The sequence below is a fragment of the Mycoplasma sp. CB776 genome (assembly GCF_054343395.1).
On record NZ_JBTGVD010000005.1, the window covers coordinates 25,245 to 43,157 of the forward strand.

General features: G+C 25.1%; 15 protein-coding genes. 5 read left to right on the forward strand and 10 right to left on the reverse strand.

Annotation, left to right across the window (positions count from 1 at the left end; all coding sequences use genetic code 4):
- Nucleotides 1-181: 181 nt before the first annotated feature.
- The 8 genes from ACXX86_RS01025 to ftsH all read right to left on the reverse strand — a co-directional run bounded on the left by ACXX86_RS01025 (nt 182) and on the right by ftsH (nt 10,088).
- Nucleotides 182-634, reverse strand: a complete 453-nt coding sequence (locus ACXX86_RS01025; RefSeq protein ID WP_458560503.1) for a hypothetical protein — start codon at nt 632-634, stop codon at nt 182-184.
- Between the two features lie 19 nt (nt 635-653).
- Entirely contained in the window at nt 654-1,388 is a 735-nt protein-coding gene (locus ACXX86_RS01030; RefSeq protein ID WP_458560502.1) for a hypothetical protein, read from the reverse strand.
- 17 nt (nt 1,389-1,405) lie between these two features.
- A complete protein-coding gene (locus tag ACXX86_RS01035) occupies nt 1,406-2,158 on the reverse strand; it encodes a hypothetical protein (protein WP_458560501.1) in 753 nt (250 codons plus the stop codon).
- Between the two features lie 206 nt (nt 2,159-2,364).
- Nucleotides 2,365-3,693 (reverse strand): tRNA uridine-5-carboxymethylaminomethyl(34) synthesis GTPase MnmE, encoded by a 1,329-nt coding sequence (gene mnmE / locus ACXX86_RS01040; protein WP_458560500.1) that lies wholly within the window; start codon nt 3,691-3,693, stop codon nt 2,365-2,367.
- A complete protein-coding gene (locus ACXX86_RS01045) occupies nt 3,693-5,309 on the reverse strand; it encodes an ABC-F family ATP-binding cassette domain-containing protein (RefSeq protein WP_458560963.1) in 1,617 nt (538 codons plus the stop codon). Before ACXX86_RS01045 ends, mnmE begins: the two co-directional genes overlap by 1 nt.
- Before the next feature lie 115 nt (nt 5,310-5,424).
- Nucleotides 5,425-6,240, reverse strand: coding sequence for an HAD family hydrolase (locus tag ACXX86_RS01050; RefSeq protein ID WP_458557578.1), 816 nt, complete (start codon nt 6,238-6,240; stop codon nt 5,425-5,427).
- Complete coding sequence (lysS, locus tag ACXX86_RS01055; RefSeq protein WP_458560964.1) at nt 6,241-7,707, reverse strand: lysine--tRNA ligase; 1,467 nt, start codon at nt 7,705-7,707, stop codon at nt 6,241-6,243.
- Nucleotides 7,708-7,910: 203 nt separating this feature from the next.
- Nucleotides 7,911-10,088, reverse strand: coding sequence for an ATP-dependent zinc metalloprotease FtsH (gene ftsH / locus ACXX86_RS01060; protein ID WP_458560965.1), 2,178 nt, complete (start codon nt 10,086-10,088; stop codon nt 7,911-7,913).
- A 216-nt stretch (nt 10,089-10,304) separates the two neighbouring features.
- Here ftsH and ACXX86_RS01065 point away from each other — a divergent pair, with 216 nt between their 5' ends.
- Entirely contained in the window at nt 10,305-10,640 is a 336-nt protein-coding gene (locus tag ACXX86_RS01065; protein WP_436358692.1) for a S1 RNA-binding domain-containing protein, read from the forward strand.
- Nucleotides 10,628-11,920 carry a glucose-6-phosphate isomerase gene (locus ACXX86_RS01070; protein WP_458560966.1) on the forward strand — a complete coding sequence of 431 codons (1,293 nt, stop codon included), beginning with the start codon at nt 10,628-10,630 and terminating at the stop codon, nt 11,918-11,920. The genes ACXX86_RS01065 and ACXX86_RS01070 overlap by 13 nt, the downstream gene beginning before the upstream one ends.
- A 53-nt stretch (nt 11,921-11,973) precedes the next feature.
- On the opposite strand, the gene ACXX86_RS01075 is transcribed toward ACXX86_RS01070, so the two are convergent.
- Both ACXX86_RS01075 and ACXX86_RS01080 read right to left on the reverse strand, forming a co-directional pair.
- Nucleotides 11,974-12,891 carry a hypothetical protein gene (locus ACXX86_RS01075; RefSeq protein WP_458560495.1) on the reverse strand — a complete coding sequence of 306 codons (918 nt, stop codon included), beginning with the start codon at nt 12,889-12,891 and terminating at the stop codon, nt 11,974-11,976.
- Nucleotides 12,892-12,989: 98 nt separating this feature from the next.
- Nucleotides 12,990-14,786 carry an LppA-related lipoprotein gene (locus tag ACXX86_RS01080; RefSeq protein ID WP_458560967.1) on the reverse strand — a complete coding sequence of 599 codons (1,797 nt, stop codon included), beginning with the start codon at nt 14,784-14,786 and terminating at the stop codon, nt 12,990-12,992.
- 194 nt (nt 14,787-14,980) lie between these two features.
- Between ACXX86_RS01080 and ACXX86_RS01085 the strand changes: the two genes are divergently transcribed.
- The 3 genes from ACXX86_RS01085 to ACXX86_RS01095 are packed head-to-tail and all read left to right on the forward strand — an operon-like array spanning nt 14,981 to nt 17,774.
- A complete protein-coding gene (locus tag ACXX86_RS01085) occupies nt 14,981-16,642 on the forward strand; it encodes a ribonuclease J (protein WP_458560968.1) in 1,662 nt (553 codons plus the stop codon).
- Complete coding sequence (locus ACXX86_RS01090; protein WP_436358697.1) at nt 16,632-17,438, forward strand: hypothetical protein; 807 nt, start codon at nt 16,632-16,634, stop codon at nt 17,436-17,438. Before ACXX86_RS01085 ends, ACXX86_RS01090 begins: the two co-directional genes overlap by 11 nt.
- A gap of 3 nt (nt 17,439-17,441) precedes the next feature.
- Entirely contained in the window at nt 17,442-17,774 is a 333-nt protein-coding gene (locus tag ACXX86_RS01095) for a thioredoxin family protein (RefSeq protein ID WP_458560969.1), read from the forward strand.
- Nucleotides 17,775-17,913 lie beyond the last annotated feature (139 nt).

Below are 17,913 nucleotides of genomic sequence, written 5' to 3' on the forward strand. Positions count from 1 at the left end.
TTTTACTATTTTTAAAAAAGTATTATTTTGTCTAAAATTAAAAAATCAAAAAACTAAATTTTAGTTTTTACAAATTTGTTTTTGATTTTTTCTTTATTTGTAACTGTGATATTTATTTTATTTGAATATTTAGATTTTTATTTATTAAATGTAATTGTTTATAAATAGTTATTATAAACAATTAATTTGAGTAGAAAATAATTCAATAAATTGGAAATAATAATCCAAATAAAGGATTTATTCCAGAAATTTTTTCTAATCTTTCTTTTTGTTTAATTGATTTTTTTTCAAGTTTTTCTTGTGATTTTTTACCTCAAAAAGCAACTATAAATAAAAATTTGAAATATTTTTCTATTTTTTTTATTTTGTCTTCTTCTAATTTCTCTGCTTTTTTTGTTAATTTAAAAATTTTAAAAAGAAAAACTGTGTTTCAGATGTATGAAGGTACAATTATGAAAGCGGGTCAAATGAAAGCAAAAAATAAAGTTCATTCACTTTGTCAAAAAAATGGATCTCTAATTATTGTAAAATATGCAAGTAAAGATAAATAAATTATTAATAATACATTATAAACAAGTAACAAAATAAAGTTTCTTATTATCGCATAAGCGAATCTATAAAATATTTTTTCCATATTCTTCCTCTTTTATTTTTTAATATCTATAATCATAATTTGAGTTATCTGATATAAATTTTTCATCTAATTTATTTTTAAAAAAGGTTTTGTAATAATTATAATCTGAATCTTCAGATAATTGAACCAATTGAGCAAGAACATCTCTATCTTGAGAATTGGTAGAATTATCACCATTTTCTAAATCTTTATAAGTTATTTTTGCTAATCTATCTAAAAATTCTTCATATTTTTTTATTTGTGAGTCCACATAAGCACGTACACTAGCTGTAACTATTGCACCAGGAATAGTGAAAAATCCTAAAGTAAAACCTATTGTTGTATATTTTAGTGCTTGTGAATGTTCTTTTTCAGTTTTAAGAAAACTTTCATATGATTTTTTTAGTTCCTCTACTTTGTCAAGAACTTCTCCTTCTATAACGCTTCTACTTTGTCCTACATTTAAAAGATGTGAAACTTCTTTTTGAAATTTTTTATACATTATAGAATTTTCTTTAATATCTTTTATTGTTTTTTTAAGCATTAATGCATTTGTTTGACCGAAAACTTGAGTAAGTTGATGAACAGAGGCATCATCTATTAATTTAATTTGTTTTAAAACTCTAATTTTGAAAATTTTTGATTTATATTGACTTTCTTTTAAAAGTTCATTATTTTTATTTGAAATTAAGAAATCAAAAAAATTAATTTCATTTTTGGAAAAGTTTGTTTTTATTTCTGTTTTTTGAACAGGTGCTGGAATATTAATAAACATATTTTTTCTCCTTTAATTTAATATCTATTTATGTCGTAATCATAATTATTATCAATAAAATTATCTTTTTTTAAAGATTCAAAGTATTTTTTATAAAACTTAAATACTGGTCTATCATCTAATAATTTTATTATAGAATCAAGAATTTCGTTATCTTGACTTATTGTTGAATTTTTTCCATTTCTTTTGTCTTTCAATACTATGGAAAATAACTTTTTTGCTCTATCTGGATCTGATAAAGTATTACTTTGACGAACATCGTTAATAATTTCATTTAATAAATCAGAAAGATCTAAACCAATAGAAACTTCCTCTGGTATGGGTAACAAAGGACTTACTGCTATATAAATAATATTAAAAACATCTTGAAAAAGTTGATATTTCAAAGAATCTAGATAAGGTTGATTTAAGAGTGAGTGAAGAGAACTTACTACTTTGGCTGCATCTTCTTTTATAACGCTTCTTTGACTAATATTTAATAAATGACCAACGTCCTTATTAAATTTTTTGTAAAAATACATATTCTTTAAAATTTTAATTTTAGTAGTTGAGTCTTCTCCTAAAAAAGTTTTTTGCTCTTTTTCAGGAAGCAAAGATAAATTATTAATATATTTTAATAATCTAATTTTAAATAATTTAGCAGAATAAGAACTTTCTGCTTCTAAAAACATTGATTTTAACAATATTAAGTAATCTAGTTTTTGTAACTTTTGATTTATTTCGTTTTTAAAGTCAATTTTTTTCTCTATAACTGTATTTGGTATGAACATATTTTCTCCTTTCAATACAATTTTATTCTTATTTGTTCTTTTTTTTATTTTTTCAATAGAATAAATTTAAAAAATATAAAATAATTCATTTTTTTTCATTTTCGATTTTTTTTCTTTGAAATATGCAAAATAGTGATACCGTTTAAATAGTTTTTGAAATTAAAAATACCAGTAAAAATTACTGGTATGATTTATTCAAAATATAATTATTTTCCAAGACAAAAATTTTTAAACATTGAATCCAATAAGGTTTCATTATCTGCTTTACCTTTAATATTTACCAAGTCTTCTCACGACTTTCTTAAATCTACTATAACTATATCTGGTTCAAAACCATTTTTTAAAGAAAAAATGGCGTTTTCTATTGAAAGAAAAGAAGATTTTATTAAAGAAAGTTGTCTTATATTTGTAATAACTTTTTCATTATTAATATCAATGTTTTGATAATTTTTTATAATCTCATTCTCGAGATTTTCTATTTCTTTATTTTTAGCACTTATATAAATTTTGGTATTATCTAATTTTTTAGAATCCAATAAATCTTTTTTATTATGAACAGGGATATATTGTTTATTTTTAGAAAAATCAACAATTTGTTGATCGAATTGGTCAGTTTCTACTGATGCATCAAGTAAATGGATGACAATATCAGATTCTTCTATTTGTTTAAAAGAGCGTTCTATACCTATTTTTTCAACTTTATTTGTTGAATTTCTAATACCAGCAGTATCTTTTATTATAAAAGGTATACCTTCTAAAACAAACTCAGATTCAATAACATCTCTTGTGGTTCCTGCTTCGTCTGTTACTATTGCCTTTTCTTCATTTAAAAAAGCATTTAATAAAGAAGATTTTCCAGCATTTGGTTTACCTACAATAGCGATTTTTACACCATCATAAATAACTCTAGATCTTTCCGAAAGGTCTATAGTGGTTTTGAGTTTTTCTTTTAATATTTCTAATTTTGGTAAAAGGGTTTGATTAGTTAAAATTTCTACATCATCATATTCAGGATAATCGATATTAACTTCTATAATTGCTATTATTTCTAACAATTCACTAATTAAATTTTTAATATAATTACTTGTTTTTCCATCAAATTTTTCAATAGATGCTTTTGTTTGTAACTTGGTTTTAGCATGGATTAAATCATTGATAGCTTCTGCTTTGATTAAATCCATTTTTCCATTTAAAAAGGCTCTTCTAGAAAATTCTCCTGGTTCAGCCATTCTAGCTCCATTAGCTAGTACTAATTCTAGAATTAAATTAGTATTAACTATACCACCGTGTGCATTTATTTCTACGGTATTTTCCCCTATAAAATTATTTTTGCCTTCAAATCACATTACTAAAACTTCATCAATAAGTTCATCTTTATTTTTGATTCAACCATAAGTAATTTCTTTATCTTTACCAACTTTTCCTGTGAAAATTTTTTTAACAATCAAAAAAGCGTCTGGACCAGTGATCCTAATTATGGAAATTGCTTGGTTAACCAAACCTCCAGATGAAATCGCGGCAATATTATCAAACATTAGTATCCCATTTTTTTCTCATATTCATCTAATGTCCCTCTAAAAATAAAAGAGGAATCTGGTTTGATTTCTAAAATTACATTAGAAACTTGTTTAACTAAAGCACGATTATAAGTTGTAAAAATCATAGATGATTTATAATCAGCAAGTCCTTCAATTACTGAATCAATTGATTCTGCATCTAAGTGATCTAAAGGTTGGTCAAATACAAGAAAATTAGATTCTTTTAGCATCATTCTAGAAAACATTAATCTTGCTTTTTCTCCACCGGATGTTACCTTAACATTTTTAAAAACAGAATCACCACTAAAAAGCATTCTACCTAAAAAACTTCTCATTCTTTGATCTGAGTTATCTTTATTAGATTCTTCTGTATTTTCAATTGGTCATTTGCTTAATCATTCCATTAAGTTTTCTTCTTTATCAAAATATTTAGAGTTATCTGATGGGAAATATTCTGGAGTTATTGTGGATCCTCAAATAACTTGACCAGAAGTTGGTTTTTCAAGTCCAAGCAGAATTTCAAGTAGTTTGGTTTTAGCAATGTCGTCTTCACCAAGTAAAACCATTTTTTCGCCAGGTAAAATATCAAATGATAAACTTTCAAACAAAGTTTCTCCTGTCTCTGGATTAACATAAGATAAGTCTTCTACTCTTAAAATTTGCTTTCCTGGTTGTTTAAAAATATCAAATCTAATAAAAGGATATTTTCTTGAAGAAGGTTTAATTTCTTCAAGAGTAATTTTTTCAAGTGATTTTTTTCTTGATGTTGCTTGAGATGATTTTGAAGCATTTGCAGAGAATTTAGCAATAAAAGCCTGTAATTTAGCAATTTGTTCTTCTTTTTTAGCATTAGAATTTTTTTGCATTTCTCTTATTAATGTTGAAGATTCTTTTCAGAAACTATAATTACCTGTAAACATTTTAGCTTCACCAAAATCAATATCTACAATGTTAGTACATACTTGATCTAAAAAGTCACTATCGTGTGAAACAACAATAACAATATTTTGATAATCAACTAAAAAGTTTTCTAATCATTTGATTGCTTTTAGATCTAAATGGTTAGTAGGTTCGTCCATAATCAAAATATCTGGATTTCCAAATAAAGCCTTTGCTAAAAGAACTTTTACCTTTTGTGAAGCTTTTAAATCGCTCATTTTTACATTCCATTTTTCTTTAGGAATATCTAACCCAGATAATAAAATTTGTGCATCATTTTCAGCGTTTCAACCGCCCATTAGACCGAATTTTTCTTCTAATTCCCCTGCTTTTGTATAGTCTTCTTCTGTAGCTTCTGGATTTTCATAAATTGCATTTTTTTCTTGTTGAATTTTAAATAATTCTTCATTTCCCATAATAACCACATCAGTCACATTAAAATCATTATACATATTGTGATCTTGACTCAAAACTGAAATTCTTTGGTTTTTATCTTTGATAATTTCACCTGAAGAAGCTTCAATTTGCCCTGAAATTATTTTTAAAAAGGTAGATTTTCCAGCTCCATTTGCTCCTATAATTCCGTAAGTGTTTCCTTCAGTGAATTTTAAATTAACATTGTCGAATAATTTTTTATCATAAAAAATTTTGGACAGATTTTTGATTTCTAACATTTTACTCCTTTATTTTTTATTAATAGTATTTAATTTATTATTTTATTAGTTAGTAATTTATATTAAATTATATATGTTTAATTTCATTTTATTAAAAAAGACACTAATTTGTGTCTTAAATTAGTTTTTCCATTGTTTTAGCAATAGCATCTGTATTATGATTTCCAATAACTTCACAAGCAACTTCTTTTGATGAAACTGTTCCGTTTTCCATAGCAAATCCTTTATAAGCGTTTTTTATCATTAAAACATCATTTCCTGAATCACCAAAAGTAATTAAGTCATTTGTTGTTAAATTCAATAATTCTAAAACTTTTTTTAGTCCATAAAATTTATCTGTATTTTTTGGATTAACATCTAAATAAACTCTATTTGTTAACAAACAAGTGTATGAATCCCCTATTAATTTGCTGTATTTATCAAATAATTGCTTGATTTTTTCTTCAGAATTTCTTAAAGCTAATTGGGTTATTTTTTCATTATTTTTGTAAATTGCATTTAAAATTTCTTCTTCTGTTTTAAAACCTTGCTCATCATAATCCATTTTTTCTTGTTCTGTTAATCATGAAAAAGTTTTGCTATTATCTTTGAAAGGATAAACGTTTTTTTCTGTACTTAATGTAAAGAAACTTTCGCTTTCTTTAGCTTCTTCTAAAAGGGTTTTAAGTAATTCAACAGGTAAAAACTCTTTTATTGTAGTTTTTTGATTTTTAACATCATAAATGGCTACTCCATTGTTTGAAACTAAAAAATCAAAATCACTAAATTGATTTAAAAAGATTGTAGTTGAAGCAATTGCTCTACCTGTGGCGATTGCTAAATAATGACCTTTACTTTTTGCTTGTTTTAAAATTTTAATAGTTTCTGGATGTATTGTTCCATCACTTCTTAGTAATGTTCCATCCAAATCAAATGCAAATAATTTTTTCATTTAGTTTCCTTTATTTTTTAAGTGTGGGAATAAAAGTATTTCTCTAATTGATTCTTTTTGAGTTAATAGCATTACTAATCTATCTATACCAATACCACAACCACCTGCTGGCGGCATTCCGTATTCTAAAGCTTCAACAAAATCCATATCAATTTCACTAGCTTCATCGTTTCCAGCGTTTTTTTCTTCAAGTTGTGATTCAAATCTTTTTAATTGGTCGATTGGATCATTTAATTCACTAAACATGTTAGCATATTCTTTTTTATTGATAAATAATTCTGCTCTGTCTGTAAATCTTGGATCTTTTTCGTTTTCTCTTGCTAATGGAGAAATTTCAATTGGATGTCCGTAAACAAATGTTGGTTGAATTAATGTATCTTCAACAAATAATTCAAATAATTCATTAATTAAGTGACCTGATGTAAAATATTTTTCAATTTTTATTTTGTGTTTGATAGCAACTTCTTTAATTTCTTCAAATGTTGCTTTTTTCAAATCAATACCTACATATTTAGAGGTTTCATCTACCATATCAATTTTTCTAAAAGGTGCTTTTAGTGAAATTTTATGACCACCATACATTATTTCTTCTTTTCCCAGTTTTTTAGCTAAAGATGAAATTAAATCTTCAGTTCTTTTCATCATTCCGTGTAAATCTGAATAAGCTTCATAAAACTCAATTGAAGTAAATTCAGGATTATGAGTGGTATCTACACCTTCATTTCTAAAAATTCTTCCTATTTCATAAACTCTATCAAAACCACCTACTAAAAGTTTTTTTAAAGGCAATTCTGTAGCTATTCTTAAATAAAAGTCCATACTTAAAGCATTGTGAAAAGTGGTAAATGGACGAGCACTTGCACCACCTAAAATAGGATGTAATACAGGAGTATCAGCTTCTAAATATTTTAAATCATCGAAAAATTTTCTAACATAAGAAATAATTTTGCTTCTTGTTCAAAAAATTTGTTTTGCTTCTTCATTGATAATTAAATCCACATAACGACGACGATATTTTTCTTCAACATCTGTTAAACCGTGATATTTTTCTGGAAGTGGTTTAAGTGCTTTAGTTAATAATTGAACTTTTTCTGCTTTTAGTGAAATTTCTCCAGTATTTGTTTTCATTACAATACCTTCAAAATAAACTATATCTCCTATATCTAAAGTTTCTACTAATTCTGAATATACAGTATTTTCCTTTTTATTAAAATAAATTTGTGTTCTTGATTCATCATCTTTTATAACAATAAAAGGTCCTCTAAAAGTCATTATTCTTCCAACCACTGAAGCTTTAAATTCTTTATTATGCAATTCATCTTTGCTATAAGAATTATATTTAACAAGTAGTGAAATTGAGTTATCGCTAATCGGTTGATTTTGTGAAAAAGGATTGATTCCCATTTCTTTGTATTTGTCTATTTTTTTTCTTCTAATTAGTTCTTGTTCATTAAAATTTCTTTCCATTTTACCCTTTCTTTTTAACTATAAATTAATATATTAAATTATATTATAAATTCTTTATTTTATACAAATAAATGCTATTTATTATTTACTTTTTAATATCTTAATCTTGTTTTCATTAAATTCTATTCTGTAAGCAGAATTTAATTTAATGAAGTAAATTAAGAAATAAAAAGATGAACTTTTTATGTTCACCTTTTAATATTTTAGATTATTTTATTTTCATCTTCTTTATCTTTATTTTCTGAATCTAAGATTGGTTGTGTTTCTTGAACTTCTTTTTCTGTTTCCATTTGAGGATTTTCTTCATTAGACTTTTCTAATTGAACATCTTCAATTAATTTATCTATATCAATTTCTTCTTGTTTTTTATATTCTTCTTTTTCTTTTCTTTCTGGTAATTTCATATATTTAGCAATATATTCAATTTCTTCTGAAACTATAGTTTCATTTTCAAGAAGAGAATCTTTAATTAATTCTAATAATTCTCTGTTGTTTTTAACCACTTCTTTTGCTTGTTCATAAGCTTCAGAAATTATTTTTCTTACTTCTAAGTCTATTTCATGTCCCACTTGGTGTGAAAATGACATATTTTTTGCATAATCTCTACCTAAGAATGGAGAACCTGTATTTTCTTCATATTGAATTGGTCCAAGTGCAGACATACCAAATTCAGTAACCATTCTTCTTGCTATTTTTGTAGCTTTTTCAATATCGTTTGCTGCTCCGGTAGAAATTTCTTTTTGTCCATAAATTAATTCTTCTGCAACTCTACCACCCATAAATGATGCAATTGTTGCTAACAATTCTGATTTAGTTGCATTATATTTTTCTTCTTCTGGAAGCATTAAATTGTAACCACCAGCATTCCCTCTTGGGATAATAGTGATTTTTTGTACTTTACTTCCGCCTGGAACTTTAATACCAACAACGGCGTGACCAGCTTCGTGGTAAGCAACCATTGTTCTTTCTGCTTCTGTAATTGTTCTGTGTTTTTTAGCAGGACCACTCATAACTCTGTCAATTGCTTCATCAATTTGTGCTGGAGTTATAACTTCTGTTTTTTCTCTAACTGATAAAATTGAAGCTTCATTTATTACATTTTCTAATTGCGCACCAGAAAAACCAGGAGTTCTTTTAGCAATGTTTCTAAAATCAATAGAACTATCAACCCTTTTACCTCTTGCGTGTAATTGTAAAATTTCTTCTCTCTCTTTTACATCTGGATAACCAACTGTAATAGTTCTATCAAAACGACCAGGTCTTTGAAGAGCAGGATCTAGAACATCTGTTCTGTTTGTTGCAGCAATTACTAAAAGACCGCTATTATCAGCCATTCCATCCATTTCTACAAGTAATTGATTTAGTGTTTGTTCTCTTTCATCGTTTCCGCCACCAATACCTGAACCCCTGGAACGTCCAACAGCATCTAATTCATCAATAAATATAATTGCTGGTGCTTCTTTTCTTGCTTCTTTAAATAATTCTCTAACTCTTTTTGCTCCCATACCTACATATAGTTCAACAAAATTAGAAGCTGAAATAAATAAGAAAGGTACATTAGCTTCACCTGCGGTTGCTTTTGCAAGTAATGTTTTTCCCGTACCTGGAGGACCACCAAGTAAAATTCCTTTTGGAATTCTTGCTCCAGCTGCTTGATATTTTTGTGGATATTTTAAATAATCCACTAATTCCATAACTTCTTCTTTTACTTCTTTATTTCCAGCGATATCGCTAAATTTTTTGTCAGAAGTTATTTTAGTTGCTTGACTACTTTGAAGACCACCAAATAATCCATTTCCGTTTCCTGAACCTCTAAATTGTCTATAAATAAAAAATAATAAAACTAAAGGGAAACCTACAGAAACTAGTAATGGAATAAATCCTAAAATTCTACTTAAAGTTGATGGTTGTGGAATTCCTAAACTATAATAACCAGTTTGAATTCTGTTATTTAAAATAAATTTAGAAAGTTCAGTTTTAACTTCTTGTCGATTTTGATCAAATTGTTTATAAGCAAGTGCTTTTTGAATTGCTTCAAAATAAGTAGTATCACCCATTATTTTAGCTATATTTCCATTGTATTTATTTGCAATAGTTGGTGAAATTTGCACTATGTAATCTTGAACATAAAAATGATTATTTTTTTGTCCACCTATTTCCTGAAATCTTAAAACTCATTCGTTTTCACTAATTGTTATATTTGCGAAAAATTTATCATCAGTAGTTGATGCACTATATTCTCTTATTTTATCTTCAAACTGAGTAATACTAATTGTTTGTGGATGATAACCAAAAATTAGTTGCCATAAAAATCATAAAAGTATGATAGTTAAAATTGTAATTAATATTACAGTTCACTTTTTTTTCTTTAAAAAATTCATTAATTAGTCCTTTCTTCATATTAAGTATTATAAATTATAAGACTTTTAATTGATTTATTAATAAAATTTATAAAAATGATACTTATTTGGGAAAAAAGTCTCTTTTTTCCATTTCTAAAAGTAAAATTTCCAATTTTTTCACTCTTTGTGTAAAAAAATAAATTTAAAAACAGTTTGATTTCTTTTTGATTTATAGTGCTATAATTTTAAATAATTATGGAAAACGGAGAAATAGTAACAGGTAAAGTTAAAAAAATCTTTAAAAATTACTTTTGTGTTAATTTAAAAGATGGTTATCAAGGTATTGTTTTTATAAAGGAAATTAGTGATTATTACATTCAAAATTTAGAAGAAATGTTTATAATAGGGGATGAAATAAAACTAAAAATTTTAAGTATAAATCACCATACAAAAAAAGCAACGCTTTCTTTTAAACAAATAAGACCTAAATACTTAAAAAGTCCTTTTTCTTTTAAATTAACAGAAACAGAAAATGGTTTTAAAAATTTATTAAGATTTACAAAAAACGAGGTAGAAAAATGAAAAAAATAACTTTAAATTTAAAAAATGCAATAAAAGAAGAAGAAATTTTAAAATTTCAAGATCAAGTAACTAAAATTAATGATTCAATGAATGATTTTTCTGCAGTTGGTTCTGATTTTTTAGGTTGAAAAGATTTACCAGAAAATAGCAATTGAAAAGAAATAAATGAAATGAAAAAAGCTGCTAAAAAACTTCATACTGATAATATTGAAGTTTTAGTAGTTATAGGGATTGGGGGTTCATATTTAGGAGCTAAAGCCGCTATTGATGTTATTCAAGGTATGTATCCTGGAATTGAAAGAAAAATGGAAATCATTTTTGCAGGTACTTCCATTAGTTCAAATTCTTTATATCAATTATTAAAATATGTGGAAAACAAAAGATTTGCAATCAATGTTATTTCCAAATCAGGAACAACAACAGAACCTGCTATAGCTTTTAGATTCTTTAAATCTCTTTTAGAATCTAAAGTAGGTGTTGAACAAGCACAAGAATTAATTTTTGCAACTACCGATGCAAATAAAGGAACATTATTTGAAATGGCAAAAATTAAAAAATACCAAAAATTCGTTATTTTAGATAATATTGGTGGAAGATTTAGTGTGCTTTCTCCTGTTGGTTTATTCCCTTTAATTTGTGCTGGAGTAGATATTGATGAAGTTCTTAAAGGTGCTGCAGAAGCTAATGAAATTTATAAAAATAGTTCGCTTGAAACAAATGATGCTTATAGATATGCTGTTGCAAGATTCCTTTTAGGTAAAAAATATAAAGCAGAAATGCTCGTTTCTTATGAACCTAATTTTGCTTTCTTTAATGAATGATGAAAACAATTATTTGGAGAAAGTGAAGGTAAAAATGAAAAAGGATTGCTACCAACATCTGCTATATTCTCAACCGATCTTCATTCATTAGGTCAATTTATTCAAGAAGGATCAAAAATTCTTTTTGAAACAATAATAACCTTAAAACATCCAGAACACGATTTAATAATTAATGAAGATGAAGAGAATTTAGATAAATTAAATTATTTAGTAGATAAAACAGTTCATTTTGTAAATAATGCAGCTTTTGAAGCCACAATGGATGCACACGTAAATGTAGGTAAAGTTCCTAACATTCACTTATTATTAGAAGATTCCAAAGAAAGAAGTTTTGGATGACTAGTAATGTTCTTTGAAAGAGCTTGTGCAATTTCAGCATACTTACTTGGAGTTAATCCATTTAATCAACCAGGTGTTGAAGTTTATAAATCAAATATGTTTAAAATTCTTGGTAAAAAATGAAAATAAAAATCATAAATCTTATACAGGTTTATGATTTTTTTATCAAAAAGTAACTTAACTTATTTAGTAAAAATTTGCTCTCAATTATTTATTTTGACTTCTAAATCACTAATAGAATTAAAGTCTTTCAAATCCATACTATTAATTGGAACCATAAAGGAAAATTGCAATATTTTGTATGAATTATTTAATTTTGTTTGTTTTAAAAATTTAAAATCAGTTTTCCTTTCTTTTGATTTTTCTAACCGAAAATTCATATGAAGTGTTTTGTTGTTATAATCAAAATAAATTGAATTAAACATAGGATAAATTCGTTTTAAAACATCATAATCTAGAGAATTATTTTTAACTATAGTTCCTAAAGATAAACTATCTTTTTTATCAGAAACATCAATATTTAATCCTGATTTTTTTATATTTTCTTGATTAAAATCAGAAGGAGCCTTAACATAAAAGTTTATAAGAACTGCTTCGCTTAAAATACTTGGTAATAAATTAATGTCATATCTAAAATTTTTATAATTCAATAATTTAACACTTAAAGCAAAATTATAATTTTCAAAATTAGAAATATTTAAGTTGTTTTCTATAGAAAATAAAGCATTTTCGCTATTTTTTGAAAATTCTAAAAATTCTTCTTTTTCTTTATTAGAATGATTTATATATTCATTATTAAAATAAATGTTGTGTTGTTTGTCGCTTAAAAACAAATTTTTGTTTTCAAAAGTATCTGAATTGGTTAAATCTATTCCAAAAATATTTTTTAGTTTTTCTATGTTCTTAAGGTTTTGATTATTAAAAGTATGAATATCAGGATTTCAATCATCAACTAAAGGTTCTGTTGTATAACGAAATTCTCCACCTTCAGAATCACTATGTATTTTCTTGTTTTCTTCTGTTTTAGAATTACAAGAAGTTATGGCAATAGATGAAAATACAAAAGCACTTAAATTGAGTAAAATTCATCTTTTTTTCACTTTCCCTCCTTATAATATAATTATACATAATTTGAATAAAATAGCATAATTAAAATAGAAAAAGTTCAAACTTTTTCAATTAAACTTTTTGTATTTTTCTATTTACTTTTATTAGTTGACTTTAATTCATCAATATTTACTTTAAATATTTCTCCTGTATAGACCAGATTTTTATCAGAAAATGAATCAAAGGAATTAATGTCCTGTATTCTTTCTGCTTTATATAAAGGAAATTGTGCATTTAATTCAAGACTTAGTTCGTATTCATTATTTTCTTTTTTATTTAAATAAAAATTAATGTTGTCAAAATTAGAATTATTTATAATGGTTACAAAAGGATAAGCAGTTAAACGATCGTTTCTTGAAATTAATGAATTTAAAGGTAAAAAGTCATATTTTCACTCATAAGTTTTAGAAGAATTACTATCTTTAATTTTTACTAGTAAATTATTAATTACGTAATTTTTGATTCTTTCAAATAAATTAGCATTTTTAATTAATGAATTAACATTGACTTTGGTTTTTGTATTATTTAGATTTTTAGATTCTTCTTCTAAAAGGGATTTAACTTTCAATTTAGATAAATATTCACTAAATTTTTCTTTATTTATACTGAAATTAAATAATTCATTATCAACATTGCCTTTTTCATTTATGTTATGTTTTCTTAATCCTGAAAAACTAAATATTTTTAAATACCTTGGAACACTTGCATTAACTTCTTCTTCATCTCTATTGTAAATTCCAACTTCTATATCTAATGTTCCTGCTAAATCATCTGCTTTAACACCTAAAACTTCATAATGAAATTTTGGATTATTATTATTTTCTATATTTCTTTCTAAAAATTTTGTTATTAATGAAGGATTTAGTTTAATTTTAGGATTTCTAAATAAGTCTTTTGCATTTGTGCCAGAAACTAAAAATTCATAATTTAGTATCGTTTCATTTTCACTTTTCGGTTGATTTTCTATATCTTGAAAACTCTCTCTATTTTCGTTATAAAGTAATAAACTTGCTATTAATGAAGGATAAAGTTCTTTTATTTCTGCTGACAATTCTTTTGCTCTTAAAAAGTTTTCTTTTTCAGCATCTTTTTCTGTATTTTTGTTTTGAAAATAACTAAAACCTTTTAAAGAAACGAAAATATCTTTTTTGTTGTTTTTTTCTGTATAAAAGGAAATTTTAACATTATCTATTATTCCTACATTATTTTTTACATCACTGATTTCTTTAGAAAAAGTAGCTATAATTTTAGAAAATTTATGTCTAATATCATAAGGTAAACTTATGCTAGAACTTAAACTTTCTGCATCATTATTTTTAAATCTTTCATAAAATGAAGATGCATCATAGGTTTTATAAAAATCAATTACATTTAACGAATTACCAAGTTCATCAACTGATTTCATTATTTCTTGCTCATTTTCATCTAAAATTTTGCTATTTTTTGTTCTAAAAATTGTATTTATTTCTTCTTTTATAGGGGAAATTGATATAGAAATATCAGAATTAGGTTTATTTGCATCTATTGAAATTAATTTATAATTTGTATTTTCTTCAAGATTTTCAATTTTAAACTCTCTTTTGTTTTCAATTGCTTTTGGAGTTACGTAATATTCCTTTGTTTCGGAATTATCTAAATTTTTAAGAACAAAAGAAAAAGTTATATCTTTTTCAATATTTAAATTAAAACCTACTTCAATTTCAACAGAAGTTTCCTTAACATTTTTAAACTTTAAATCATTAACATCATATGAAATTACTTTAATTGGAGGAAATGGTGAAATATCAGATTCATTTTGCTCTTTTTTACAAGAAACAGCAACAATAGATGTTGTAACTATTGATGTTACTAAAACTAAATTTATTAATTTATTTTTCTTTTTTATCATATTTTAAATATAACACTTTTTATTTTAAATTTATAAAATTTTGCAAATTTCTTTTAAAATAAAAAGAATTAGATAATCTTTTATATAAAATTCATTATTATCTTACTTTTTCAATAAAAAAAAGTATAATTTAAAAAAGAAATTACAAGATGTTTTTATTAAATTAATAATTAATAATGAAAAGAAAGGAAAAAATGGCAAAAATTAGCATTTTTGGTTTAGGGGGATTAGATGAAAATGGAAAAAACTCCTATGTTATTGAAGTAAATAATTCTATTTTTCTAGTTAATGCAGGAGCAAAGGTTCCTATAAGTTCAACTAATGGTGTAGATACTTTAATACCTGATTTTACCTATTTAGAACAAAACAAAGACAAAATTAAAGGAATATTCATTACAGATGGGAAAAACGAATCTTTTTCAGCAATTCCTTGATTATTGATGAAAATAAAAGGTTTAAAAATATTTTGTTCGCCTTTTACTAAATTTTTAATTTTAGACAGGATTTCAAAGTATAAAATAGGACACACAGATTTTGAAGTTATTTCAATAACAAATGAAAAAATTGACTGTAATGATGCAATAGTTAAATCTATTCCACTTGCTGGATCAATGCCTGGAGTTTATGGATACAACTTCGAAACAGAAGATGGTTCTATTGTTGTGATGCTTAATTTTGTTGTTGGATCTTTAAATATATATGGAACTACAAATTTAGATTATATTAAATCATCAATTGAATCTCTAAAAGGAATTCACACTTTATTAATTGATTCTGGAAGAGCTAATTATAAAGGAAAAGCCATTGATAAAATAGATGTGACTCCATCTATTGAAAATATTTTTTTCAAAACTGATCAAAATTCTAGAATCGTTATTGGTTCATTTGATGAAGAAATGGCCCTTTTACAAGAAATTTTAGATTTAGCTAAAAAATATGATAGACCTGTTGCTGTTTATGGTAGAACATACGGACAACTGGTAGATCTTATTAAAAAAATAAAATATGAAGGTCAATTTTTAAAATTACCCAAATTCATCGATTATAAAGAAGTTAACAATCACAAAAATGCTGTTGTATTAATCACTTCTACAAGTGAAAGACTGTATCAAAGATTCTTAAGAATTACAGAAAATAACGATGTATTTTTTAAATTATTAAGCACCGATACAGTAATTATGATTGCACCACCATTAAATGGTTTAGAAGTTCTTTATGCTATGACTTTAGATGAAATTGCAAGAATTACCCCTAAAGTTGTAGATATTACAGAAAATGAATATTATAGAATAAGACCTGCAAGAGAAGATATTTTCCAAACTGTTTCCAGTTTGAAACCTAAATACTTTATCCCTTTACAAGGACTTTATAGATATCTTGTGGTTTCATCTGAAATAGCAGCACTTGCTGGAGTTAATAAAAGTAATTCTATAATTTTACAAAATGGAAAAATAGCAACTTTTATTGATGGAAACTTATTTTCACAAAAAGGAACCCTAAAACAAGTTGGTGAAGTAATTATAGATGGTTTTGGAATTGGAGATATTTCTTCTGAAGTAATAAAAGAAAGAGAAACTCTTGCCCGTGATGGAATCATAACAATAACCAGTTTAGTGGAATATAAAACCAAAAAACTTCAAGGTGATTTACAAATAAATTCTTCTGGAATTATTTCTAAAGAAAACAAAAATATAATTCATGAAATAATAACTTCTGCTTTTTATCAATCTTTTTTAGATGCAGAAAAAATAGTTTTAAAAGATTTACAAGAAAAAATTAAAAAAATAATTAAAAAGAAAATTTTCAAAATTTTTGATAAGGAACCAATCATTGTTGTGGTGTTTTATGAAATTTAAAAACAGAAATGTTGAAAAAATTTTAGAAAATAAATTTCTTTGATTTATTATCATAATTATTCACTTAGCACTAATTGTTTTTGCATTTTTAAATATCAAAGGTTTAACTACTATTTATTCATACACTATTGGTCTTTTGTTTGGAAATTTAGCATATTCTTACTTTTTAATTGTTTTTATTTTGTGCATAATAAAATTGAGTACACCTAAAATTATGTTTATTAAAAATTTCAAAATAGACTTGTTTTTAATTAGTTTATTTTTAATTTTTGTAAATATGTTTGTTTCTTTTATAGTGCTTGAAGTTGTGCAATATGAAGGCAATTTCTATTTTAGTGTGGGTGCTAATGTTTGAAATCACAATTTTCAAGAGTGATGAAATACTTTAGCTCCTGAAAAAGTAAATTCATCTTTACCAAATTTAAATCACTTGGGATTTATCAATATTTTTCTTTATTCTGTACTAAAATCCACCACTTCAGTAATAGGGGTTATTCTTGTTCCTCTTGTAGCATTTATAACTTACTTATTGGTAAAAATATTGATTTTTATGAAAAAAATGCCCAAAATTAAGAAAAATGAAAAAAATGAAGAAAAAATAGTAAAATTTAAAAAGAAAAAAATAAATCAAGAATCAACGGAGGATAAAGAAGGAATTTCAAAAGATGAAGTTAGTGTTAAGCAACATCAAGAAACTTATGACAATCAGAAAGTAATTGATGAAAATAAAGATAACCCATCTAAAAATAATTTAGACTTAAATGAGACTTTACCTTTTGAAAATCCTTTTGATTAATATATGGAAATAAAAAAAATGAGTTGAGAAGAAGCTCAAAAACACATTGAAAACGGAGTTGTTTATTTAGAATTTACAACAACTTGATGTGGAGACTGTAAAATGATGGCACCAGTGGTGCAAAAAGTTGCAGATCACTTTGATGAAAACTCAGGTTTAAAAATGATTAATGTTGATGCTGAAGAAGCACAATTATTTAGAAAAGAAGGAACTCGTTTTGAAGTTTTAAGAGTTCCTACTCACCTTGTTTTAAAAGATGGAAAAATTTTAAACAAAGGATTTGAATATTTTCCAAAAGAAGTCTTAATTGAGTGAATTGAAAACGCTCTAAAATAAGTACCTGAAGGTACTTTTTCCTTAAATGAAATATAAAGTGCACCAGTGTTTTTATAACCTACTTGTATTTTATATTAATTTAATAAAATGCTTAGCATTTTATTTAGAAAGCCCCTTTTTGTAATAAGGGGTTGGGGTA